The sequence below is a fragment of the Kineococcus rhizosphaerae genome (genome assembly GCF_003002055.1).
Taxonomy (GTDB): domain Bacteria; phylum Actinomycetota; class Actinomycetes; order Actinomycetales; family Kineococcaceae; genus Kineococcus; species Kineococcus rhizosphaerae.
Map to the genome: position 1 here is coordinate 92,039 of NZ_PVZF01000008.1, position 17,126 is coordinate 109,164.

General features: G+C 75.0%; 17 protein-coding genes. 11 read left to right on the forward strand and 6 right to left on the reverse strand.

The genetic code is table 11. The annotated features are described in order from the left end of the window. Positions 1–2: 2 nt before the first annotated feature. Positions 3–860 carry a formyltetrahydrofolate deformylase gene (gene purU, locus CLV37_RS16065; protein ID WP_106212203.1) on the reverse strand — a complete coding sequence of 286 codons (858 nt, stop codon included), beginning with the start codon at positions 858–860 and terminating at the stop codon, positions 3–5. 23 nt (positions 861–883) lie between these two features. On the opposite strand from purU, the gene CLV37_RS16070 reads away from it, so the two are divergent. From CLV37_RS16070 to CLV37_RS16090, 5 genes are all read left to right on the forward strand, one after another. Then, the gene (locus tag CLV37_RS16070; protein ID WP_146149442.1) at positions 884–2,014 is read left to right on the forward strand and encodes an isochorismate synthase; all 1,131 of its coding nucleotides are present in this window, start codon (positions 884–886) and stop codon (positions 2,012–2,014) included. A gap of 174 nt (positions 2,015–2,188) precedes the next feature. After that, positions 2,189–3,487 (forward strand): serine hydroxymethyltransferase, encoded by a 1,299-nt coding sequence (gene glyA / locus CLV37_RS16075; RefSeq protein ID WP_106212207.1) that lies wholly within the window; start codon positions 2,189–2,191, stop codon positions 3,485–3,487. A 115-nt stretch (positions 3,488–3,602) separates the two neighbouring features. Further along, on the forward strand, positions 3,603–4,490 hold the full coding sequence (locus CLV37_RS16080) for a bifunctional methylenetetrahydrofolate dehydrogenase/methenyltetrahydrofolate cyclohydrolase (RefSeq protein ID WP_106212209.1): 888 nt from the start codon (positions 3,603–3,605) through the stop codon (positions 4,488–4,490). 49 nt (positions 4,491–4,539) lie between these two features. Beyond that, positions 4,540–5,364, forward strand: a complete 825-nt coding sequence (locus tag CLV37_RS16085; protein ID WP_106212211.1) for an exodeoxyribonuclease III — start codon at positions 4,540–4,542, stop codon at positions 5,362–5,364. A gap of 106 nt (positions 5,365–5,470) precedes the next feature. Then, positions 5,471–6,550, forward strand: coding sequence for a methyl-accepting chemotaxis protein (locus CLV37_RS16090; protein WP_106212212.1), 1,080 nt, complete (start codon positions 5,471–5,473; stop codon positions 6,548–6,550). 21 nt (positions 6,551–6,571) lie between these two features. Here CLV37_RS16090 and CLV37_RS16095 read toward each other — a convergent pair whose 3' ends face one another. Further along, positions 6,572–7,858, reverse strand: a complete 1,287-nt coding sequence (locus CLV37_RS16095) for a dihydrolipoyl dehydrogenase family protein (protein ID WP_146149443.1) — start codon at positions 7,856–7,858, stop codon at positions 6,572–6,574. Between the two features lie 82 nt (positions 7,859–7,940). Here CLV37_RS16095 and CLV37_RS16100 point away from each other — a divergent pair, with 82 nt between their 5' ends. From CLV37_RS16100 to CLV37_RS16115, 4 genes are read left to right on the forward strand one after another with little or no spacing between them, the layout of a single operon-like run. Then, positions 7,941–8,879 (forward strand): ABC transporter ATP-binding protein, encoded by a 939-nt coding sequence (locus CLV37_RS16100; protein ID WP_211298709.1) that lies wholly within the window; start codon positions 7,941–7,943, stop codon positions 8,877–8,879. Further along, positions 8,876–9,739, forward strand: coding sequence for an ABC transporter permease (locus CLV37_RS16105; protein ID WP_106212215.1), 864 nt, complete (start codon positions 8,876–8,878; stop codon positions 9,737–9,739). Before CLV37_RS16100 ends, CLV37_RS16105 begins: the two co-directional genes overlap by 4 nt. A gap of 16 nt (positions 9,740–9,755) precedes the next feature. Next, positions 9,756–10,694, forward strand: coding sequence for an ABC transporter ATP-binding protein (locus CLV37_RS16110; protein ID WP_106212217.1), 939 nt, complete (start codon positions 9,756–9,758; stop codon positions 10,692–10,694). Then, a complete protein-coding gene (locus tag CLV37_RS16115; RefSeq protein WP_106212219.1) occupies positions 10,691–11,419 on the forward strand; it encodes an ABC-2 transporter permease in 729 nt (242 codons plus the stop codon). Before CLV37_RS16110 ends, CLV37_RS16115 begins: the two co-directional genes overlap by 4 nt. Positions 11,420–11,431: 12 nt before the next feature. On the opposite strand, the gene CLV37_RS16120 is transcribed toward CLV37_RS16115, so the two are convergent. Beyond that, positions 11,432–11,890, reverse strand: coding sequence for a hypothetical protein (locus CLV37_RS16120; RefSeq protein WP_106212221.1), 459 nt, complete (start codon positions 11,888–11,890; stop codon positions 11,432–11,434). 120 nt (positions 11,891–12,010) lie between these two features. Between CLV37_RS16120 and CLV37_RS16125 the strand changes: the two genes are divergently transcribed. Both CLV37_RS16125 and CLV37_RS16130 read left to right on the forward strand, forming a co-directional pair. Further along, the gene (locus tag CLV37_RS16125) at positions 12,011–13,168 is read left to right on the forward strand and encodes a sensor histidine kinase (RefSeq protein ID WP_106212223.1); all 1,158 of its coding nucleotides are present in this window, start codon (positions 12,011–12,013) and stop codon (positions 13,166–13,168) included. 14 nt (positions 13,169–13,182) lie between these two features. Further along, positions 13,183–13,827: a response regulator transcription factor gene (locus CLV37_RS16130; RefSeq protein WP_211298710.1), complete on the forward strand. Its 645-nt coding sequence runs from the start codon at positions 13,183–13,185 to the stop codon at positions 13,825–13,827. Between the two features lie 129 nt (positions 13,828–13,956). On the opposite strand, the gene galK is transcribed toward CLV37_RS16130, so the two are convergent. The 3 genes from galK to CLV37_RS16145 are packed head-to-tail and all read right to left on the reverse strand — an operon-like array spanning position 13,957 to position 17,074. Further along, positions 13,957–15,171 carry a galactokinase gene (galK, locus tag CLV37_RS16135; RefSeq protein ID WP_106212225.1) on the reverse strand — a complete coding sequence of 405 codons (1,215 nt, stop codon included), beginning with the start codon at positions 15,169–15,171 and terminating at the stop codon, positions 13,957–13,959. After that, positions 15,168–16,301, reverse strand: a complete 1,134-nt coding sequence (gene galT, locus CLV37_RS16140; RefSeq protein ID WP_106212227.1) for a galactose-1-phosphate uridylyltransferase — start codon at positions 16,299–16,301, stop codon at positions 15,168–15,170. Before galT ends, galK begins: the two co-directional genes overlap by 4 nt. Then, positions 16,298–17,074 (reverse strand): DeoR/GlpR family DNA-binding transcription regulator, encoded by a 777-nt coding sequence (locus CLV37_RS16145; RefSeq protein ID WP_106212229.1) that lies wholly within the window; start codon positions 17,072–17,074, stop codon positions 16,298–16,300. The genes galT and CLV37_RS16145 overlap by 4 nt, the downstream gene beginning before the upstream one ends. Positions 17,075–17,126: the final 52 nt, after the last annotated feature.

Consider the following 17,126-nt stretch of genomic DNA (forward strand, 5'->3'; position numbering starts at 1 on the left):
CGTCAGCGGAAGACGACCGTCCGGTTCCCGTCCAGCAGCACCCGCTGCTCGGCGTGCCAGCGCACCGCGCGCGCCAGCGTGCGCGCCTCCACGTCCTGCCCCAGCCGCACGAGCTCGGACGCGGTCGCCCGGTGGTCGACGCGCTCGATCTCCTGCTCGATGATCGGGCCCTCGTCCAGGTCGGCCGTGACGTAGTGCGCCGTCGCCCCGATGATCTTCACCCCGCGGGCGTGGGCCTGGTGGTACGGCCTGGCGCCCTTGAAGCTCGGCAGGAACGAGTGGTGGATGTTGATCGCGCGACCGGACAGGCTGCGGCACAGGTCGTCGGACAGGACCTGCATGTAGCGGGCCAGGACCACCAGCTCGGCGCCGTGCTCGGCGACCAGCTCCAGCAGCCGCGCCTCGCCGGCCGCCTTCGAGGCCGCGTCCCCCGTCACCACGGGCACGTGCACGAACGGGATCCCGTAGAACTGCGCCAGCGGCTGCAGGTCGGTGTGGTTGGACACGACCGCCCGGATGTCCACCGGCAGGTGGCCCGACCGGTGCCGGAAGAGCAGGTCGTTGAGGCAGTGCCCCTGCTTGGAGCACATCACCAGCGTGGGCACCGGCTCGTCGGCGGCCGACAGCTTCCAGTCCAGGTCGAACCGGTGCGCCACGACCTCCAGGTTGGCCCGCAGCGCCTCCTCGCTCGCCGTGGCGTCGAACGCCACCCGCATGCAGAACAGACCCGTGTCCGGGTCCCCGTACTGCTGGCTCTCGGTGATGTTGGCGTCGAGGGCCACGAGGGCCCCCGTCACCGCGTGGACGATGCCGGGACGGTCGGGGCAGGACAGGGTCAGGACCCTCGGGCGCGTGCTCACGCGTTCAAGCCTAGGCTGGCGGGGTGTCTGATCCAGAAGCGGTGGCGCGCGCCGTGCGTGGCGGGGCCACCGTCTTCTCCGGGGAGAAGTCCACCCTCGTCCAGACCGGGCCCCGGCCGCTGGTGCCCGGCGGTTCGGGCGCCGAGCAGCTGCGCCGCGCGACCGCGGCCCTCGACGGCGCCGAACGGGGCGTCATCGTCGCCGGCGCGGTCCCGTTCGACCTGTCCCGGCCCGGCGCGCTGCGCCTCGGGCCGGCCGACATGACCCCCGGTCCGCTGGCCGTGCCGCTGGGGTCGCGCGCCCAGGTCACCGTCGCCCGCAGCCGCCCGGTGCCCTCACCGGCCGGCTACGCCGACGCCGTGCGCGCCGGGCTCGACCGCATCCGCGCGGGGCGCGTCGACAAGGTCGTCCTGGCCCGCACGCTGGAGCTGGAGGCGCTCGACGACTGGTCCGTCCCCCAGCTGCTGTCCGAGCTGGTGGCCCGCAACCCGAGCGCCACGGCGCTGGCCGTGCCGCTCGACGACCCGGCCGACCCGGGCGCGCGCTGGCTCGTGGGCGCCACCCCCGAGCTGCTGCTGCGCCGGCGGGGCCCGAGCGTGCTGCTGCGGCCCCTGGCCGGTTCCATCCCCCGCTCGCCCGAACCGGACGAGGACATCCGCCGCTCGGACGCGCTGATGAACTCCGACAAGGACCGCCGCGAGCACCAGTTCGTCGTCGACGCCGTGGTCGAGGCCCTGTCCCCGTTCTGCCGCACCGTGAACGCCCCCGAGCCCGAGCTCGTCGCCACCCCCGCCGTCTGGCACCTCGCCACCCGCGTCACGGCGCTGCTCAACGACACGGACACGACGTCGGTGGACCTCGTCGCGGCCCTGCACCCGACCCCGGCCGTGGGCGGCTCGCCCCGCAAGGAGGCCCTGAAGGTCATCGACGAGGTCGAGGGCCTGGACCGCGGCTGCTACGCCGGGGCCGTGGGCTGGCAGGACGTCCACGGCGACGGGGAGTGGGTCGTCGCCGTCCGCTGCGCCGAGGTCCGGGGCCGGTCCCTGCGGATCTTCGCCGGCGCCGGGATCGTCGAGGGCTCCGACCCCGACGCCGAGGTCGCCGAGACCGCCGCCAAGATGCGCACCGTCCTGGACGCGGCCACCGCGCGGTAGCCCGTGGCCCGGGCCCGGTCGGCTGGGCTAACCTGGCCGGGCCGCGACTGGCGTCGAGGTGGGTCACCACCGGGGAGCGGCACCAGGACCCCCGCCTGCGGGGGACCTGCCGTTCACGGGGTCGTCCGCCTGGGCTCCGCGTCGCCACCACCGCCCGCCGCACGAGGAGCGAACGTGACCGACGTCCAGCCCACCACCGCCTCCGGCGTGACCGACCTCCCCCTGAGCGAGGTCGACCCCGAGATCGCCGCCGTGCTCGACGCCGAACTCGGCCGTCAGCGCGACACCCTCGAGATGATCGCGAGCGAGAACTTTGCGCCGCGCGCCGTCCTCGAGGCGCAGGGGTCCGTCCTGACCAACAAGTACGCCGAGGGCTACCCCGGCAAGCGCTACTACGGCGGCTGCGAGCACGTCGACGTGGCCGAGGAGCTGGCCCGCACCCGCGTCAAGGAGCTGTTCGGCGCCGAGCACGCCAACGTCCAGCCCCACTCGGGCGCCACCGCCAACGCGGCGGCCATGCACGCCCTCATCCGCGGCGGCGACGGCATCCTCGGCCTGGAGCTGGCCCACGGCGGCCACCTCACGCACGGCATGAAGATCAACTTCTCGGGCCGCATGTACGACGTGTCGGCCTACGGCGTGGACCCGCAGACGTTCCGGGTCGACATGGACGTCGTGCGTGCCACGGCCCTGCAGGCGCGCCCGAAGCTGATCATCGCGGGCTGGTCGGCCTACCCGCGCCACCTCGACTTCGAGGCGTTCCGCTCCATCGCCGACGAGGTCGGTGCCTACCTCATGGTCGACATGGCCCACTTCGCGGGCCTGGTCGCCGCCGGGCTGCACCCCAGCCCCGTCCCGCACGCCGACGTCGTCACCTCCACCGTTCACAAGACGCTGGCCGGCCCCCGCTCGGGCGTCATCCTCAGCAAGGCCGAGCACGCCAAGAAGATCGACTCCGCCGTGTTCCCGGGCCAGCAGGGCGGCCCGCTCATGCACGTCATCGCGGGCAAGGCCGTCGCCTTCAAGGTCGCCGGGTCGCCGGAGTTCGCCGAGCGCCAGCAGCGCACCCTGGAGGGCGCCAAGATCGTCGCCGAGCGCCTCACCGCCTCCGACGCGGCCGAGGCCGGGATCTCGGTCCTCACCGGCGGCACCGACGTGCACCTGGTCCTGGTGGACCTGCGGAACTCGCAGTTGAACGGCCAGGAGGCCGAGGACCGCCTCCACGAGGTCGGCATCACCGTCAACCGCAACGCCGTCCCGTTCGACCCGCGCCCGCCGGTCGTCACCTCCGGCCTGCGCATCGGCACCCCGGCCCTGGCCACCCGCGGTTTCGGGGCGGCCGAGTTCACCGAGGTCGCCGACGTCATCGCGCTGGCCCTCAAGCCGGAGTTCGACGCCGACGCCCTGCGCGCCCGCGTCGCCAAGCTCACGGCCGAGTTCCCGCTGTACCCGTCCGCGAAGAGCTTCGCGTGAGCGACGAGCGGCGCGACGGCGCCTGGACCGAGGGAACGCGCCGACGGAGTCGTTGCGCGGTCCTGAGGGAAGGCGGCGTCACCGGCGCCGCGACGGAGCGAACGGATCAGACGCTGTGAGCGCGGTCGTCCTCGACGGCAAGGCCGCCGCGGCGGCCGTCAAGGCGGACCTCGCCGAGCGCGTGGCCACGCTGCGCGAGCACGGCGTCGTCCCGGGTCTGGGCACGGTCCTGGTCGGCGACGACCCGGGCTCGGCCAGCTACGTGCGCGGCAAGCACCGCGACTGCGCCGAGGTGGGGATCGCCTCCATCCAGGTCGAGCTGCCCGCGAACGCGACGCAGGGCGAGATCGAGTCGCAGATCGCGCAGCTGAACGCGAACCCCGACTGCACGGGGTTCATCGTCCAGCTGCCGCTGCCGAGGGGGATCGACGCCAACGCCGTCCTGGAGATGGTGGACCCGGCCAAGGACGCCGACGGCCTGCACCCGACGAACCTGGGCCGGCTGGTGCTGCGGGTCAAGGAGGAGATCACCTCCCCGCTGCCGTGCACCCCGCGCGGGGTCATCGACCTGCTGCTGCGTCACGACGTCCCGCTCGACGGGGCCGAGGTCGTCGTCCTGGGCCGCGGGGTCACGGTCGGGCGGCCCATCGGCCTGCTGCTGACCCGTCGGCACCCGAACGCGACGGTCACGTTGTGCCACACCGGGACGCGGAACCTCGACGAGCACCTGCGCCGCGCCGACGTGATCGTCGCCGCGGCGGGGGTGCCCGGTCTGGTCACGAAGGAGAACGTCAAGCCGGGCGCCGCGGTGCTCGACGTGGGCGTCTCCCGCGTGTTCGACGAGGCGACCGGCAAGAACAGGCTGACCGGTGACGTCGCGCTCGACGTCGCCGAGGTCGCCGGGTTCATGGCGCCCAACCCCGGCGGGGTCGGGCCCATGACGCGCGCGCTGCTGCTGACCAACGTGGTCGAGTCGGCCGAACGGGCCGCCGGCCTGCGCTGAGCACGGGTGCCCGGCCCCTCCCGTCGGAGGGGTCGGGTACCGTCCGCGGGTGCCTGCGAAGAAGAAGCTGCTGACCGTCGCGACGGTGAACGTCAACGGCGTCCGCGCCGCCGTGCGCCGGGGGATGCACTCCTGGCTGGAGGCCCGGGACCCCGACGTGCTGCTGCTGCAGGAGGTCCGCGCCCCGGACGCCGAACTGCGCAAGGCCCTGCCGGGGTACGCGCACGTCGCGCACACCGAGGCCGCCGCCAAGGGCCGCGCCGGGGTCGCGGTCGCCGCCCGCGCGGAGTTCTCCGCCGTCCGCATCGGGTTCGCCCACGACCCGCACTTCGAGACCTCGGGCCGCTGGGTCGAGGTCGACGTCGAGACCGCCGTCGGCCCGATGACGTTCGTCAGCGCCTACGTCCACTCCGGGGAGGTCGGCACCCCCCAGCAGGACGACAAGCAACGCTTCCTCGACGCGATGGACGTGCGGCTGGCCGAACTCGGCGAGGTCGCGCGGGACACGGGCCGGGAGGCCCTCGTCGCGGGCGACCTGAACGTCGGGCACACCGAGCGCGACATCAAGAACTGGAAGGGCAACCGCGGCAAGGCCGGGTTCCTCGAGGGCGAGCGGGCCCACTTCGACCACTGGTTCGACACCCTCGGCTGGGTCGACACCCAGCGCCGGGTCGCCGGGGACGTCGACGGTCCCTACGCGTGGTGGAGCTGGCGCGGGCAGGCCTTCGACAACGACACCGGCTGGCGCATCGACTACCAGCTCGTCACCCCCGGCCTGGGCGCGCGGCTGAAGACGGTGCAGACCGACCGCGCCGCCAGCTACGCCGAGCGGTTCTCCGACCACGCCCCCGTCGTCGCGACCTACGGCCCCTGACGAACGCCGGGTGCCGCCGTTCGGGTGAGGGACGTTGTTCCGGCACCCCGACACGGCCGATGGAGGGGAGACCGCCCCGCTCCACCCCCCACCCCGGAGGTTCCCCGTGTCCCGCGCCCTGTCCTGCACCGTGTCCGGGGCCGTCGGCTGCCTCGCCGTCGCGGGCACCGGTCTGCTCGACCTGCCGGGCCTGGTGACCGCCGGCGTGGCGGTCGTCGCGGCCGCCGCGACGGGTGTCCTGGGCGCGCGTGCCGTGCGGGCCGAGCAGGAGCTCGCCGCCGAACTGGACGCCGGAGCCTCCGGCCTGGCCCGCGGCGACCTGTCCGCCGCCGCCGGTCCGGTGCTCGGCGCGGCCGTCGCGTCCCTGGGCGAGCGGCTGCGGCCGCTGACCGGCTCCGTCGACCTGCTCGGCGCCGCCGGCCAGGAGATGAGCGCCGCCGGCCGCACCATCTCCGACGGGGCCCGGGACACCTCCGCCTCCGCCGAGCGCATCGCCGCCGCCAGCGACGAGGTCTCCGCGAAGGTCTCCGCCATGGCCGCCGCCGGTGAGGAGATGCAGGCCGCGATCGCCGAGATCTCCCGCAGCGCCGACCAGGCCGTCGACACCGCGAACCAGGGGGTGGCGGCGGTGGAGTCGGCCGAGACGACGATGACGGCGCTGGAGGAGTCCAGCGCCCGCGTCGGCAACATCGTCAAGGCCATCACCGCCATCGCCGAGCAGACCAACCTGCTGGCCCTGAACGCCACCATCGAGGCCGCCCGCGCGGGTGAGGCCGGGAAGGGTTTCGCGGTCGTCGCCAGCGAGGTCAAGGAACTGGCCCAGGAGACCGCCCGCGCGACCGACGAGATCGGGTCCACCGTCTCGCGCATCCAGGGCGACACCGCCTCGGCCATCGAGGCCATCCGCACGGTGCGCTCGCTCATCGACGCCATCAGCGAGTTCCAGCACTCCATCGCCTCCGCCGTCGAGGAGCAGACGGTCACGACCCAGGAGCTGACGTCCAGCACGGGGGAGGTCGCCCGCCAGGCCGAGGAGATCGCCGGTTCCGTGGGGGTCGTCGCCGAACGCGCCGCCGCCACCTCCACGGCCGCCTCCCGCAGCCACACCGCGGTCGCCGAACTCACCCGCCTCGTCGCGGACCTGCAGCGCACGACCTCCCAGCTGCGCCTGCCCGCAGCGGGGTAGGGCGCGAGGACCTGCGCCCCGTCAGCCGCGCAGCTCCTCCAGCGCGGGGAAGATCGCCTCCGACCACGTCGGGAACGCCCGCACGTGGTGCCACAGCAGGTCCACGTCGAGCCGGGCCCGCACCGCCAGTGCGAGTTCGGCGCCCCAGGAGTCGGCGTCGGGGCCCACGCAGGCCGCCCCCACGAGGACCCCGGCGTCGTCGACGAACAGTTCCACCGCCCCCGTGACCTCCCTGCGCCGGGACAGCTCCACGAGCGCGGCCCGCTCCACCCCGCCCACCTCGAAGCGCGCCGAGCGGGCCCCCGACGTCGCGCCCACGCAGAACACCGTGGGGTCGGTGTAGACGGCGCGGGGGATCGCGGAGTAGTCGGCGTCCCGGCCGCGGCCGAGCAGTTCGCCGACGACCGTGCGGGCCTGGTGGTTCGCCGTGTGGGTGTACGGCGAGATCCCCGTGACGTCGCCGACCGCGTACAGGCCCTCGGTCACCCGGCAGCGCGCGTCCGTGCGCAGGGCCCCCGAGTCCGTGAGCCACGCCGCGTCGAAGCCGAAGCCGTCGGTGACCGGCGCGCGGCCCGTGGCGACCAGCAGCCGGTCGAAGGCCAGCGCGGCCCCGGACTCCAGCCGCAGCTCGCCGGGCGCCACCCCGGCCGCCGGGTCCCCGGTCCGCACGTCCACCCCGTCGGCCGCCAGGGCACCGGCGACGACGTCGCCCACCCAGGCGGGTTCCTTCGACAGCAGGTGCGCCCCGCGCTGCACGAGCGCCACCTCGCTGCCGAGCCCGCGGTAGGCCTGGGCGAGCTCGACCGCGACGGCCCCGCCGCCGAGCACCACGAGCCGGGCCGGCAGGTCGGGGGAGGCCAGGGCCTCCTCCGAGGTCCACGTGGCCGCCGCGACGTCGGCGTCGTCCAGGCCGGGCAGCGGCGGCCGCACCGGGGAGCTGCCCGTGCCGACCACGACCGCGTCGGCCTCCACCACCCGGTCGTCGAGCTCCACGCGTCCCGGGCCGATCCGGCGCGCCGCGGCGCGCACCACCTCCACGCCGTCCCCGGCGAGCTCCGCGGCGGCCGCGGAGTCGTCGCGGTGCGCGGACGCCTCGTCCCGCACGGCCCGCGCCGCGACCCACGACAGCTGCGAGCGGGCCGACAGCAGCAGCGACTTCGCCGGGACGCAGGCCAGGTAGGGGCAGTAGCCGCCGACGAGCCCGCGCTCGACCAGGACCACCCGGCGTCCGGCCTGCGCGAGCTGCTGGGCGACCATCTTGCCGCCGGAGCCCGACCCCACCACGGCGACGTCAGCACGAGTGATCACCTCGTGATGGTTCCCGAAGGATTGACGCGCCGCGCGTCGAAGGGGGGACGCACGGGCACCCTGTGAGTGCTCTGATGGTCGCGTGGACGAACCAGCCGGGTTGGAGTGTGTCGACGTCGCCAAGCGCTTCGGCACCGTGCAGGCCCTCGACGGCCTGACGATGACGCTCGACGCGCCCGCGACGGGGTTGCTCGGGGCGAACGGGGCGGGCAAGTCGACGCTCCTGCGCACCGCGCTGGGGCTGACCCGGCCGGACTCCGGGACGGTGCGGATCCTCGGCCTGGACACCGTCCGGGAGCGGGCCGAGGTGCGCCGGCGGGTGGGTTTCATGCCCGAGCACCCGTGCCTGCCGAACGACATGTCCGCCCAGGACGTGTGCGTCGCGCTGGCCCGGATGCGGGGCCTGGGCCGGCGCGACGCCGTCCGCCGCACCAGCGAGGTCCTGTTCGCCGTGGGCCTGGAGGAGGAACGGCGCCGGCCCGTGGGTTCCTACTCCCTCGGCATGCAGCAGCGCACGAAACTCGCCCAGGCCCTCGTCCACGGACCCGACCTGGTGCTGCTGGACGAACCCACCTCCGGCCTGGACCCCGCGGGCCGCGAGGAGATGCTGGCCATCGTGCGGCGTCTGTCCACCGAACTGGGCATCCGCGTCGTCGCCAGTTCCCACGTCCTGGACGACATCGAGCGCACGTGCGACGAGGTCGTCGTCCTGCGGTCGGGAACGCTCGCGGCGCAACGCCCCGTCGCCGTCGGCCGGGACGCGTCCGGACCGGCCGAACTGCGCGTCACCGGGGACGTCGGCGCGTTCGCCGTGGCGCTGGAACCCCGCGTCGCCCCGTACGGCGTGACGCTCGCCCCCACCCGCAGCGGCGACATCGGCCTCAGTGCCAGCCCCGACGCCGCCCTGGACGCCGTGCAGGACCTGGCCGCCGAACTCGGCGTCGGGATCGAGCGGCTCGTCCCCGCCGCCCGCGGCCTCGAGGACGTCGTGGTCGACGCGATGGCGGGAGGCACCCGGTGAACGAGACGCCCCGCGCGGTCCTGCACGACATCCGCTACTCCCGGTTCACCGGGGCCCTGCGGCCCCGGCGCTCGGCCGTGGGCAGTTTCGTCGCCAGCGGCATCCGCCGGCCGCTGGGGTTGCGGCGCAGCGCCGGTGCGAAGGTCTGGCCGTTCCTGCTGCTGGCCGTCGCCTACCTGCCGGCGCTCGCGGTGGTCGCCGTGCCGCTGCTCGTGCCGGCCGTGACGGTCCAGCCGACGGACCTCATCAGCTACGCGCAGCTGCTGGGCACGAACTCGGTGGTCCTGCTGGCGTTCGTCGCCACGTCGGTCCCCTCGATGCTCACGCGCGACCGCCGGGACCGCGTCCTGTCGTTGTACTTCGCGACGGCGCTGTCGTGGTTCGAGTACGTCGCGGGGGTTTTCCTGGCGGCCGTGTCGCTGCTGGCGATCATCGTCCTGGGCCCGCTGCTGGTCCTGTTCGTGGGGTCCATCGCCACGGCCGACGCGCCCGCGACGTGGTTCGGCGACCACCTGGGTGACCTGCCGAAGATCCTGGGCGGGGCCGCGATCGTCGTGCTGTTCCACACCAGCCTGGGCCTGGCGATCGGGTCGCTGACGGCCAAGCGCGTGTTCGCCGTCGGCGGCTACCTCGCCGTCGTCCTCGTCGGTCCCGCGCTGACCGGGGCGATCGCCCTGGTCACGGGCGCGGACTGGCCGCTGTCGCTGGACCCGGCCAGCGGGCCGGTCCGGCTGGCCGCGTACGTCGCGGGGGAGAACCTCGCGAACCCCGGGAACCTCGCGTGGGTCGTGTGGACGATCGTCGTCGTCGGCGGCCTCGCGGTCCTGGCCGGCCGGTACCGGAAGGGGAACGACGCATGACCCGGAGGGAGTCGGCATGAGCACCATCGAGTTCGAGAACGTCAGCAAGTGGTTCGCCGACACCGTCGCCCTGTCCGACGTCACCGTCCACATCGACGCCGGGGTGACCGGTCTGCTGGGGCACAACGGCGCGGGCAAGTCGACGGCGCTGCAGCTGCTCGCCGGCGCCACCCGGCCCAGCCAGGGCACCGTGCGCGTCCTGGGCCGGGACCCGCACGCCGACCCGGCCGTCAACTCCGGCCTCGGGGTCGTCGCCGACGGCGAGGCCACCTGGGCGCACGCGTCGGCGCGCACGCAGGTCGAGTTCCTGGCCCGCCAGCGGGGGGTGCGCAACCACCGCGCGGCGACCGCGGACGTCCTGCAGCGGGTCGGCCTCACCGACGCCGCCGACCGCCGCGTCGGGGGTTTCTCCAAGGGCATGCGCCAGCGCGTGAAGCTGGCCCAGGCCCTCGTCCACGACCCGCAGGTCCTGCTGCTCGACGAACCCCTCAACGGACTGGACCCGGCCCAGCGCCGGGCCGACGTGGACCTGCTCGCGGCCCTGGGCGCCGAGGGCCGGACGGTGCTGGTGAGTTCGCACGTGCTGTCCGAGGTGGAGCGGATGGCCGCGCGGGTCCTGGTCGTCGTCAACGGCCGCCTCGTCGCCGAGGGGGAGCCGGCGGGCATCCGCGAACTGCTCGTGGACCGGCCGCGGACGGTGCGGCTGGAGGGTGACCGCGTCCTGGAACTGGCCGGGGCGCTGCTGTCGGAGGGACTGGTGGAATCGGTGCGTCGCGAGGGTGCGGGCCGGCCGGGGGTCCTCGTGGAGGCCCCGCGGGCCGTCGCGCTGGCCGAGGCCGTGCCCCGGCTGGCCCGGGTCAGCGGAGCCAGGCTGCGGCGGGTCGAGGGTGTCGGGGAGGACCTGGAGAGCGTGTTCGCCCACCTGGTGCGCGCGGCGAGGGGAGCGGGCCGATGAGCACCACGCTCTACGGGTTCTCGCTGCGGGGCATCCTGTTCCGCGGCCGCACGGCGGGGTTCGCGGTGCTGCCGCTCGTCGTGGCGGTCGTCGTGTTCGTCGTCATCGCCATCACGAGCGTGCAGAACCGCTACGGCGTGCAGAACACCTTCACCGGCAACCTGCTGACCGGTCTCGTCGTGCCCATCGTGGCGCTCGTGCTGGCCATCGGGGCCTTCGGCGACGAGCGCGACGCGCGGACGCTGCCGCTGCTGCGCGCGATCGCCCGGCCCCGCTGGCACACCGTCGTCGCCCGGTTCGCGGCGGCGTGGACGGCCACGGTCGTCGTGTCGGCGCCGGCGGTCATCGCGTGCGCGGTGCTGGGGATCTCGGTGAACCAGCCCGCGGGCCGGGTCGTCGGCGGCGTCCTGCTCGCCACGGTCCTGACGTCGGGCGCGTACTGCGCGTTCTTCCTGCTGCTGTCGCTGCTGACCCGCCGCGGGCTGCTGGCCGGGCTGGCGTACCTCGTGCTGTGGGAGACGTTCCTGGCCGGGCTGGCGCCCGCGCTGCGGGGGTTGTCGATCGGGTCCTACGGGCGCCGGGTCGCCGCGCTCGCGATCCCCGGCGACGTCCCGCTGGGGACCGTGTCGTCGCTGGGGGCCACGGGGGCGTCGCTGGTGCTGGCCGGGATCACCGTGGTCGCCGTCGTGCTGTCGGCCGTGCGGCTGCAGCGCATGGACGTGTAGTCCGGCGGACGCTCAACGGACGGCCAGCGGGCGCTGGGTGCGGGTCGCCACGACGGCCGACTCGGCGAGCAGGCTCAGGCCGAGGGCGAACAGGACCGACTGCCCCACGGTGGCCGAGGCGACGCCGAGCGGGACCGCCCCGGCGTCCAGACCCAGGCGCACGACGACCAGCAGCCCGAACAGCCCGAAGCACGCCGGGCCCCAGCTGGTCAGCAGCTGCGACCCCTGCCGGTGGACGCGGACGAGGGAACCGCGCGCCGCGCCGAGGCCGAGGGCGAGCGCCCCGGTCAGGACGAGGAACGCGACGTCGGGGGCGGCGAGGACGACGTCGCGCAGCAGGAACAGCCCCACGAGCGTCAGGACCAGGGGTTTGCGGAACGACTCCTCGGCGACGGGCCTGGGCCTGGCCCGGCGGACCACCAGGAGCGCGACGACGGCGAGGGCGACGAGGACGGAGAGGATCGTGTTCACGCCGTCGACCCTGGCCGGGACCGCTCCGTCGCGGATCGGCCCGGGAGTGGAACCCGGGTGGAGAGCGGGTGGAGGCGCGGGTCGACGACGACGCGGGGCGCGCTGGCTAGGGTTCTGGTCGTGCTGAACCGCCTGCGCGCCGAGTGGAAGCGGTCGACGGTCCTGTTGCGGGCCGTCGAACTGCTGGTGGCGGTCGTCCTGTTCGCCGTCGTCCGTCCGCCCCTGTCGGGAGCCTCGACGAGCTTCGCGGTGTCGTTCACGGTCGCGGCGCTGGCGTGGATCGGCTGGACGGTCGCCGACCCCCTGTCGCTGCGGCGTCCGCAGGCCCTGACCGGCCGCCGGGCGGTCGTCGTGTCGGTCCTGCTGTGCGTCGTCGCCGGGTCCGCGAGCTTCGCCGCCGGCCGCACCGAGGTGGGGTGGGTGTTCGCGATGGCGATCGTCGCGGCCCTCGCGGCCGGGCGGGACGTCGGCGTCACCAGCGCCTTGGCGCTCCTCGTGGTCGGGACGGCCGGGGTCGAGCTGGGGTTGCTGGCCGCGGGGTCCTTCCCGCTGTCCGCCGTCCTGGGCTACCCGGCCGGGCTGCTGTCGGCCGTGCTCGGCGGCGTCCTGCGCGCCGGGCGCCGCGACCGGGAGGAGCAGGCCCGGCGGCTGCTGACCGAGCAGGCCCGGGGCGCGGCGCTGGCCGAACGCGCCCGCATCGCCCGCGAGGTCCACGACGTCCTCGCGCACTCCCTGGGCGGGCTCGCGATCCAGCTCGAGGTGGCCGACGCGCTGCTGTCGGGGGACCTGACCGCGACGGCCCGCGAGGCTGCGCTGCAGCGGGTCCGGACGGCGCACGACCTCGCCACCTCGGGGCTGGAGGAGACCCGGCGGGCCGTCCACGCCCTGCGGGTCGACGCCCCGCCGCTGCCGGACTCCCTCGCGTCGCTGGCGGCCGGGGCCCGTGAGAACGGCACCGAGGTCCGGCTCGACGTGCGGGGTCGTCCCCGTCCGCTGGGGGCGGGGGAGGTGGCGCTGCTGCGGACGGCGCAGGAGGCGCTCGTCAACGCGGCCAAGCACGCCGCCGGGTCTCCCGTGGCGGTGGAGCTGGAGTACGGCGAGGCCGACACGACGCTCGTCGTCACCGACTCCGGGTCGCAGCGGACCGCGACGCTGCGGACCGTCGACGGGGGTTTCGGGCTGGCGGGGTTGCGGGAGCGGCTGGAGCTGGCGGGCGGCTCGCTGGCGGCCGGGCCGCACGGTGGCGGGTGGCGGGTCACGGCCCGCGTCCCGCTGTGAGGCAGGATCGGACCGTGCCCGCCCTGCGCGTCGTCGTCGCCGACGACCAGACCATCGTCCGCGACGGGCTCGTGGCCCTGCTGGACCTGCTGCCCGACGTCGAGGTCGTCGCCACGGCCGCGGACGGCGCGCAGGCCGTCGCCCGGGTCGCCGAGCACGCTCCCGACGTGGTGCTCATGGACCTCGGGATGCCGAGCGTCGACGGCGTCGAGGCGACCCGGCGGATCACCGCGCAGCACCCGGACACCGCCGTGGTCGTGCTCACGACGTACGCCGACGACGCGTCCATCCTCGGTGCGCTGCAGGCGGGCGCGCGCGGGTACCTGACCAAGAGCGCGGGCCGCGCCGACATCGCCCGGGCCCTGCAGGCCGCGGCCGCGCGCCAGGTCCTGCTCGACGCCGACGTGCAGGCCCGGCTCCTGAGCGCCGCGGCCAACCCCGCCCCGCCCGCCCCGGTGGAACTGCCCGACGGCCTCACCGAGCGCGAGGCCGACGTGCTGCGGCTCATCGCCCGCGGCCGGTCGAACTCCGAGATCGCCCGCGAGCTCGTGGTGTCGGTGGCGACCGTCAAGACGCACGTGAACCACCTGTTCGCCAAGACGGCGTCCCGCGACCGCGCCCAGGCCGTCGCCTACGCGCACGCCCACGGCCTCGTCTGACGCCCTTCCCGCGCATCGCACACTCTCGACCTTCCTCCGGCGTTCGGAGGGGTCGAAAGTGTGCGTTGCGCGGTCCCCGGGCCTCGTGGAGGGTCGAGAGTGTGCGATGCGCGGGGAGGCGGGGGTGGGTCAGAGGTCCCGGTCGGCCCCGGCGGACGGCAGCGCGGACAGGAACCGCGGGGCGGTCAGGCCCTGCTCGGCGAACGCGGCCGCGACGGCGTCGGCGACCGCCGCCACGTCCTGCGACCGGACGAGGGCGATGGCCGACCCGCCGAACCCCCCACCCGTCATGCGGGCCCCGAGGGCGCCGTGGGCGCGGGCGACGTCGACGGTCAGGTCCAGCTCGCGGCAGGACACCTCGTAGTCGTCGCGCAGCGAGTCGTGGGAGGCGTTCAGCAGGTCGCCGATCTCCGCGGGACGCCCGGCCCGCAGCAGTTCCGCGGTGCGCCGGACGCGCTCGATCTCGGTGACGGCGTGCTTCACCCGGCGGCGCAGCACGTCCCCGTCGAGCCGGTCCAGCGCGGCGTCGAGGTCGGCGAACGGCACGGCGCGCAGGTTCGGCACCCCCAGCACGTCGGCGGCGTGCTCGACATCCGCGCGCCGCGCGCCGTACTCCCCGCCGGCGTGCGAGTGCTCGGCGCGGGTGTCGACGACGAGCAGCGCCAGCCCGGCCCCGGCGAGGTCGAGGGGGACCTGCGCGACGGAGTCGTCGTCGGTGTCGAGCAGGATCGCCCCGCCCTCGTGGCAGCGCAGGGACGCGGCCTGGTCCATGCCCCCGGTGTTCGCGCCCGCCACGACGTTCTCGGCGAGCTGGCAGGCGCCGGCCAGCCCGGCGCGCCCGGTGTCGTCCAGCGGTGCCTCCACCAGTTCCCCGAGCGCGACCGCGACGGCGCACTCCAGGGCCGCCGACGACGACAGGCCCGAGCCGTACGGGACGTGGCCGTCGACGAGGGCGTCGAAACCACCGGTCAGCGCGAGACCCTCGAAACCCTTGCGCAGCAGCGCCCACGGGACACCCGCGACGTAGGCGGCCCAGCCCTCGGGGGAGCCCTCGCCGACCTCGTCGAGGGGCACGGCGACCTCGTCGGGTTCCTGCACCGAGCGCACCCGGACGACGCCGTCGGTGCGCGGGCGCAGCGCGACGAACGTGCGGTGCGGCAGCGCCAGCGGCAGGCACAACCCGCCGGTGTAGTCGACGTGCTCACCGATGAGGTTCACCCGGCCCGGCGCCGACCAGACACCCTCGGGGTCGGTGCCGTAGGCGGCGCGGAACGCCTCGGCGAGCGCCTGCGCGGTGGCGGTGCGGTCGGGGGAGTCGAAGAACTCGGTCGTGGGAGTGCTCACTGGGAAACCTCGCGGAGTCGGGCCGCCACCTTCTCGGGCGTCGTGTCGTTGATCCAGGCCGCCATGGCCGATTCGGACCCGGCGAGGAACTTCACCTTGCCGGGGCCGCGCTGCACGCTGAACACCTGCAGGTGCAGGCGGAACTCATCGCGCCCCTCGTGGGCGGGGGCCTGGAACCAGCCCGCGATGTACGGCATGGGGTGGTCGTCGGGGTAGTACCGGTCGAGGCGGCCCAGCAGGTCGAGGTAGGCGCCGACGAGGTCGGTGCGCTCGGCGTCGGTGAGGGCCGCCAGGTCCGGGACGTCGCGGTGCGGGGCCAGGTGGACCTCCACGGGCCAGCGCGCGGCGGCGGGCACGTAGGCGGTGAAGTGCTCGGTGGAGAGGACGACGCGGTGCCCGGCGCGGCGTTCGGCGTCGAGGACGTCGCGGAACAGGTTGCGGCCCGTGGCCTCGCGGTGCTCGCGGGCGCGGCGCAGCATGGCGGTCGTCTTCGGCGTGACGTAGGGGTAGCCGTAGATCTGCCCATGCGGGTGGGGCAGGGTGACGCCGATCTCCGCGCCGCGGTTCTCGAACACGAACACCTGCTCGACGCCCTCGGTCGCGTTGAGCGCCTCGGTGCGGTCGATCCACGCCTCCAGCACGGTCCGGGCGCGGTGCGGGGGCAGCGTCGCGAACGAGCCGTGGGTGTCGGAGGTGAAGCAGACGACCTCGCAGCGCCCGGCGGCCGGGCGGGTGGGCCACAGGTCCTCGCCGTCGAGGAACCCGGCCTCGCCCCCGATGCGGTTCGAGAACGACGGGAACCGGTTCTCGAAGGCGACGACGTCGTAGCTGGAGTCGGCGATCTCGGTGGGGAACCCGCCGGGGACGGTGGGGGCCAGCGGGTCCTGGTCCGGCGGCGGCATGAGGGTGCGGTCGTTGCGGTGCGAGGCCATGGCGATCCAGTCGCCCGTCAGGGGGTCGAACCGCACCTGCGACCCGCCGCGCAGGGTCTCGTCGGCCGGGGCCAGCGGCCGGTGGTCGACGGCGTCGCGGACGCGCTCGCCGGACAACCAGGGTTCGGTGTCGTCGAAGTACAGCAGTTCCCGCCCGTCGGCCATGGGGACCGACGTCTTGCGGAACGGGTGGCTCATCTCAGGTCCTCCAGGGGCTCTGCGATCACGAGTTCGCCGACGTGGTCGGCCAGGGTGGTGCGGTCGGTGGGGTCGAGGGTGTCGTCGGTCACGAGGACGTCGACGGCGTCGAGGCCGGCGAACGACGTCAGCCCGACGACGCCGTGCTTGGAGGCGTCGGCGACGACGACCACCCGGGCGGCGCAGTCCATGAGGGCCCGGTTGGTGTCGGCCTCGAGCAGGTTCGGCGTCGTGAGCCCGGCCCGGACGTCGAGGCCGTGGACGCCGAGGAAGAGGACGTCGACGTGCAGGCCGGTCAGCGAGGCGCGCGCGACGGGGCCGACGAGGGCGTCGGAGGGGGTGCGGACGCCACCGGCCTGGATGACGGTCGGGCCCTGCCCGTGCAGGAGGTCGGCGACGCGGGGGGAGTTGGTGAGGACGGTGAGGCCGGGGACGGCGGGCAGCTCGGCGGCCAGCGCCGCGGTGGTCGTGCCGGCCGACAGCGCGACGGAGGCGCCCGGTTCGGCGAAGCGGAGGGCGGCGCGGGCGACGGCGCGCTTGGCGTCGGTGCGCAGGGTCGACTTGGCGGCGAAGCCGGGTTCCTCGCTGGAGCGGCCGAGGGCGGCGGCCCCGCCGTGGACGCGGGCGACCAGGCCCTGGCGGGACAGCTCGCCGATGTCGCGGCGGACGGTCATCTCGGAGACGCCGAGGCGCTCGACGAGGTCGGCCACGCGCACGCCGCCGTGCGCACGGACCGCGTCGAGGATCAGCTCCTGCCGCTGATGGGCCAGCACGGGACGAGGATACGCCCAGAGTCGATCAGGAACGAACACGACCGAACAGGCA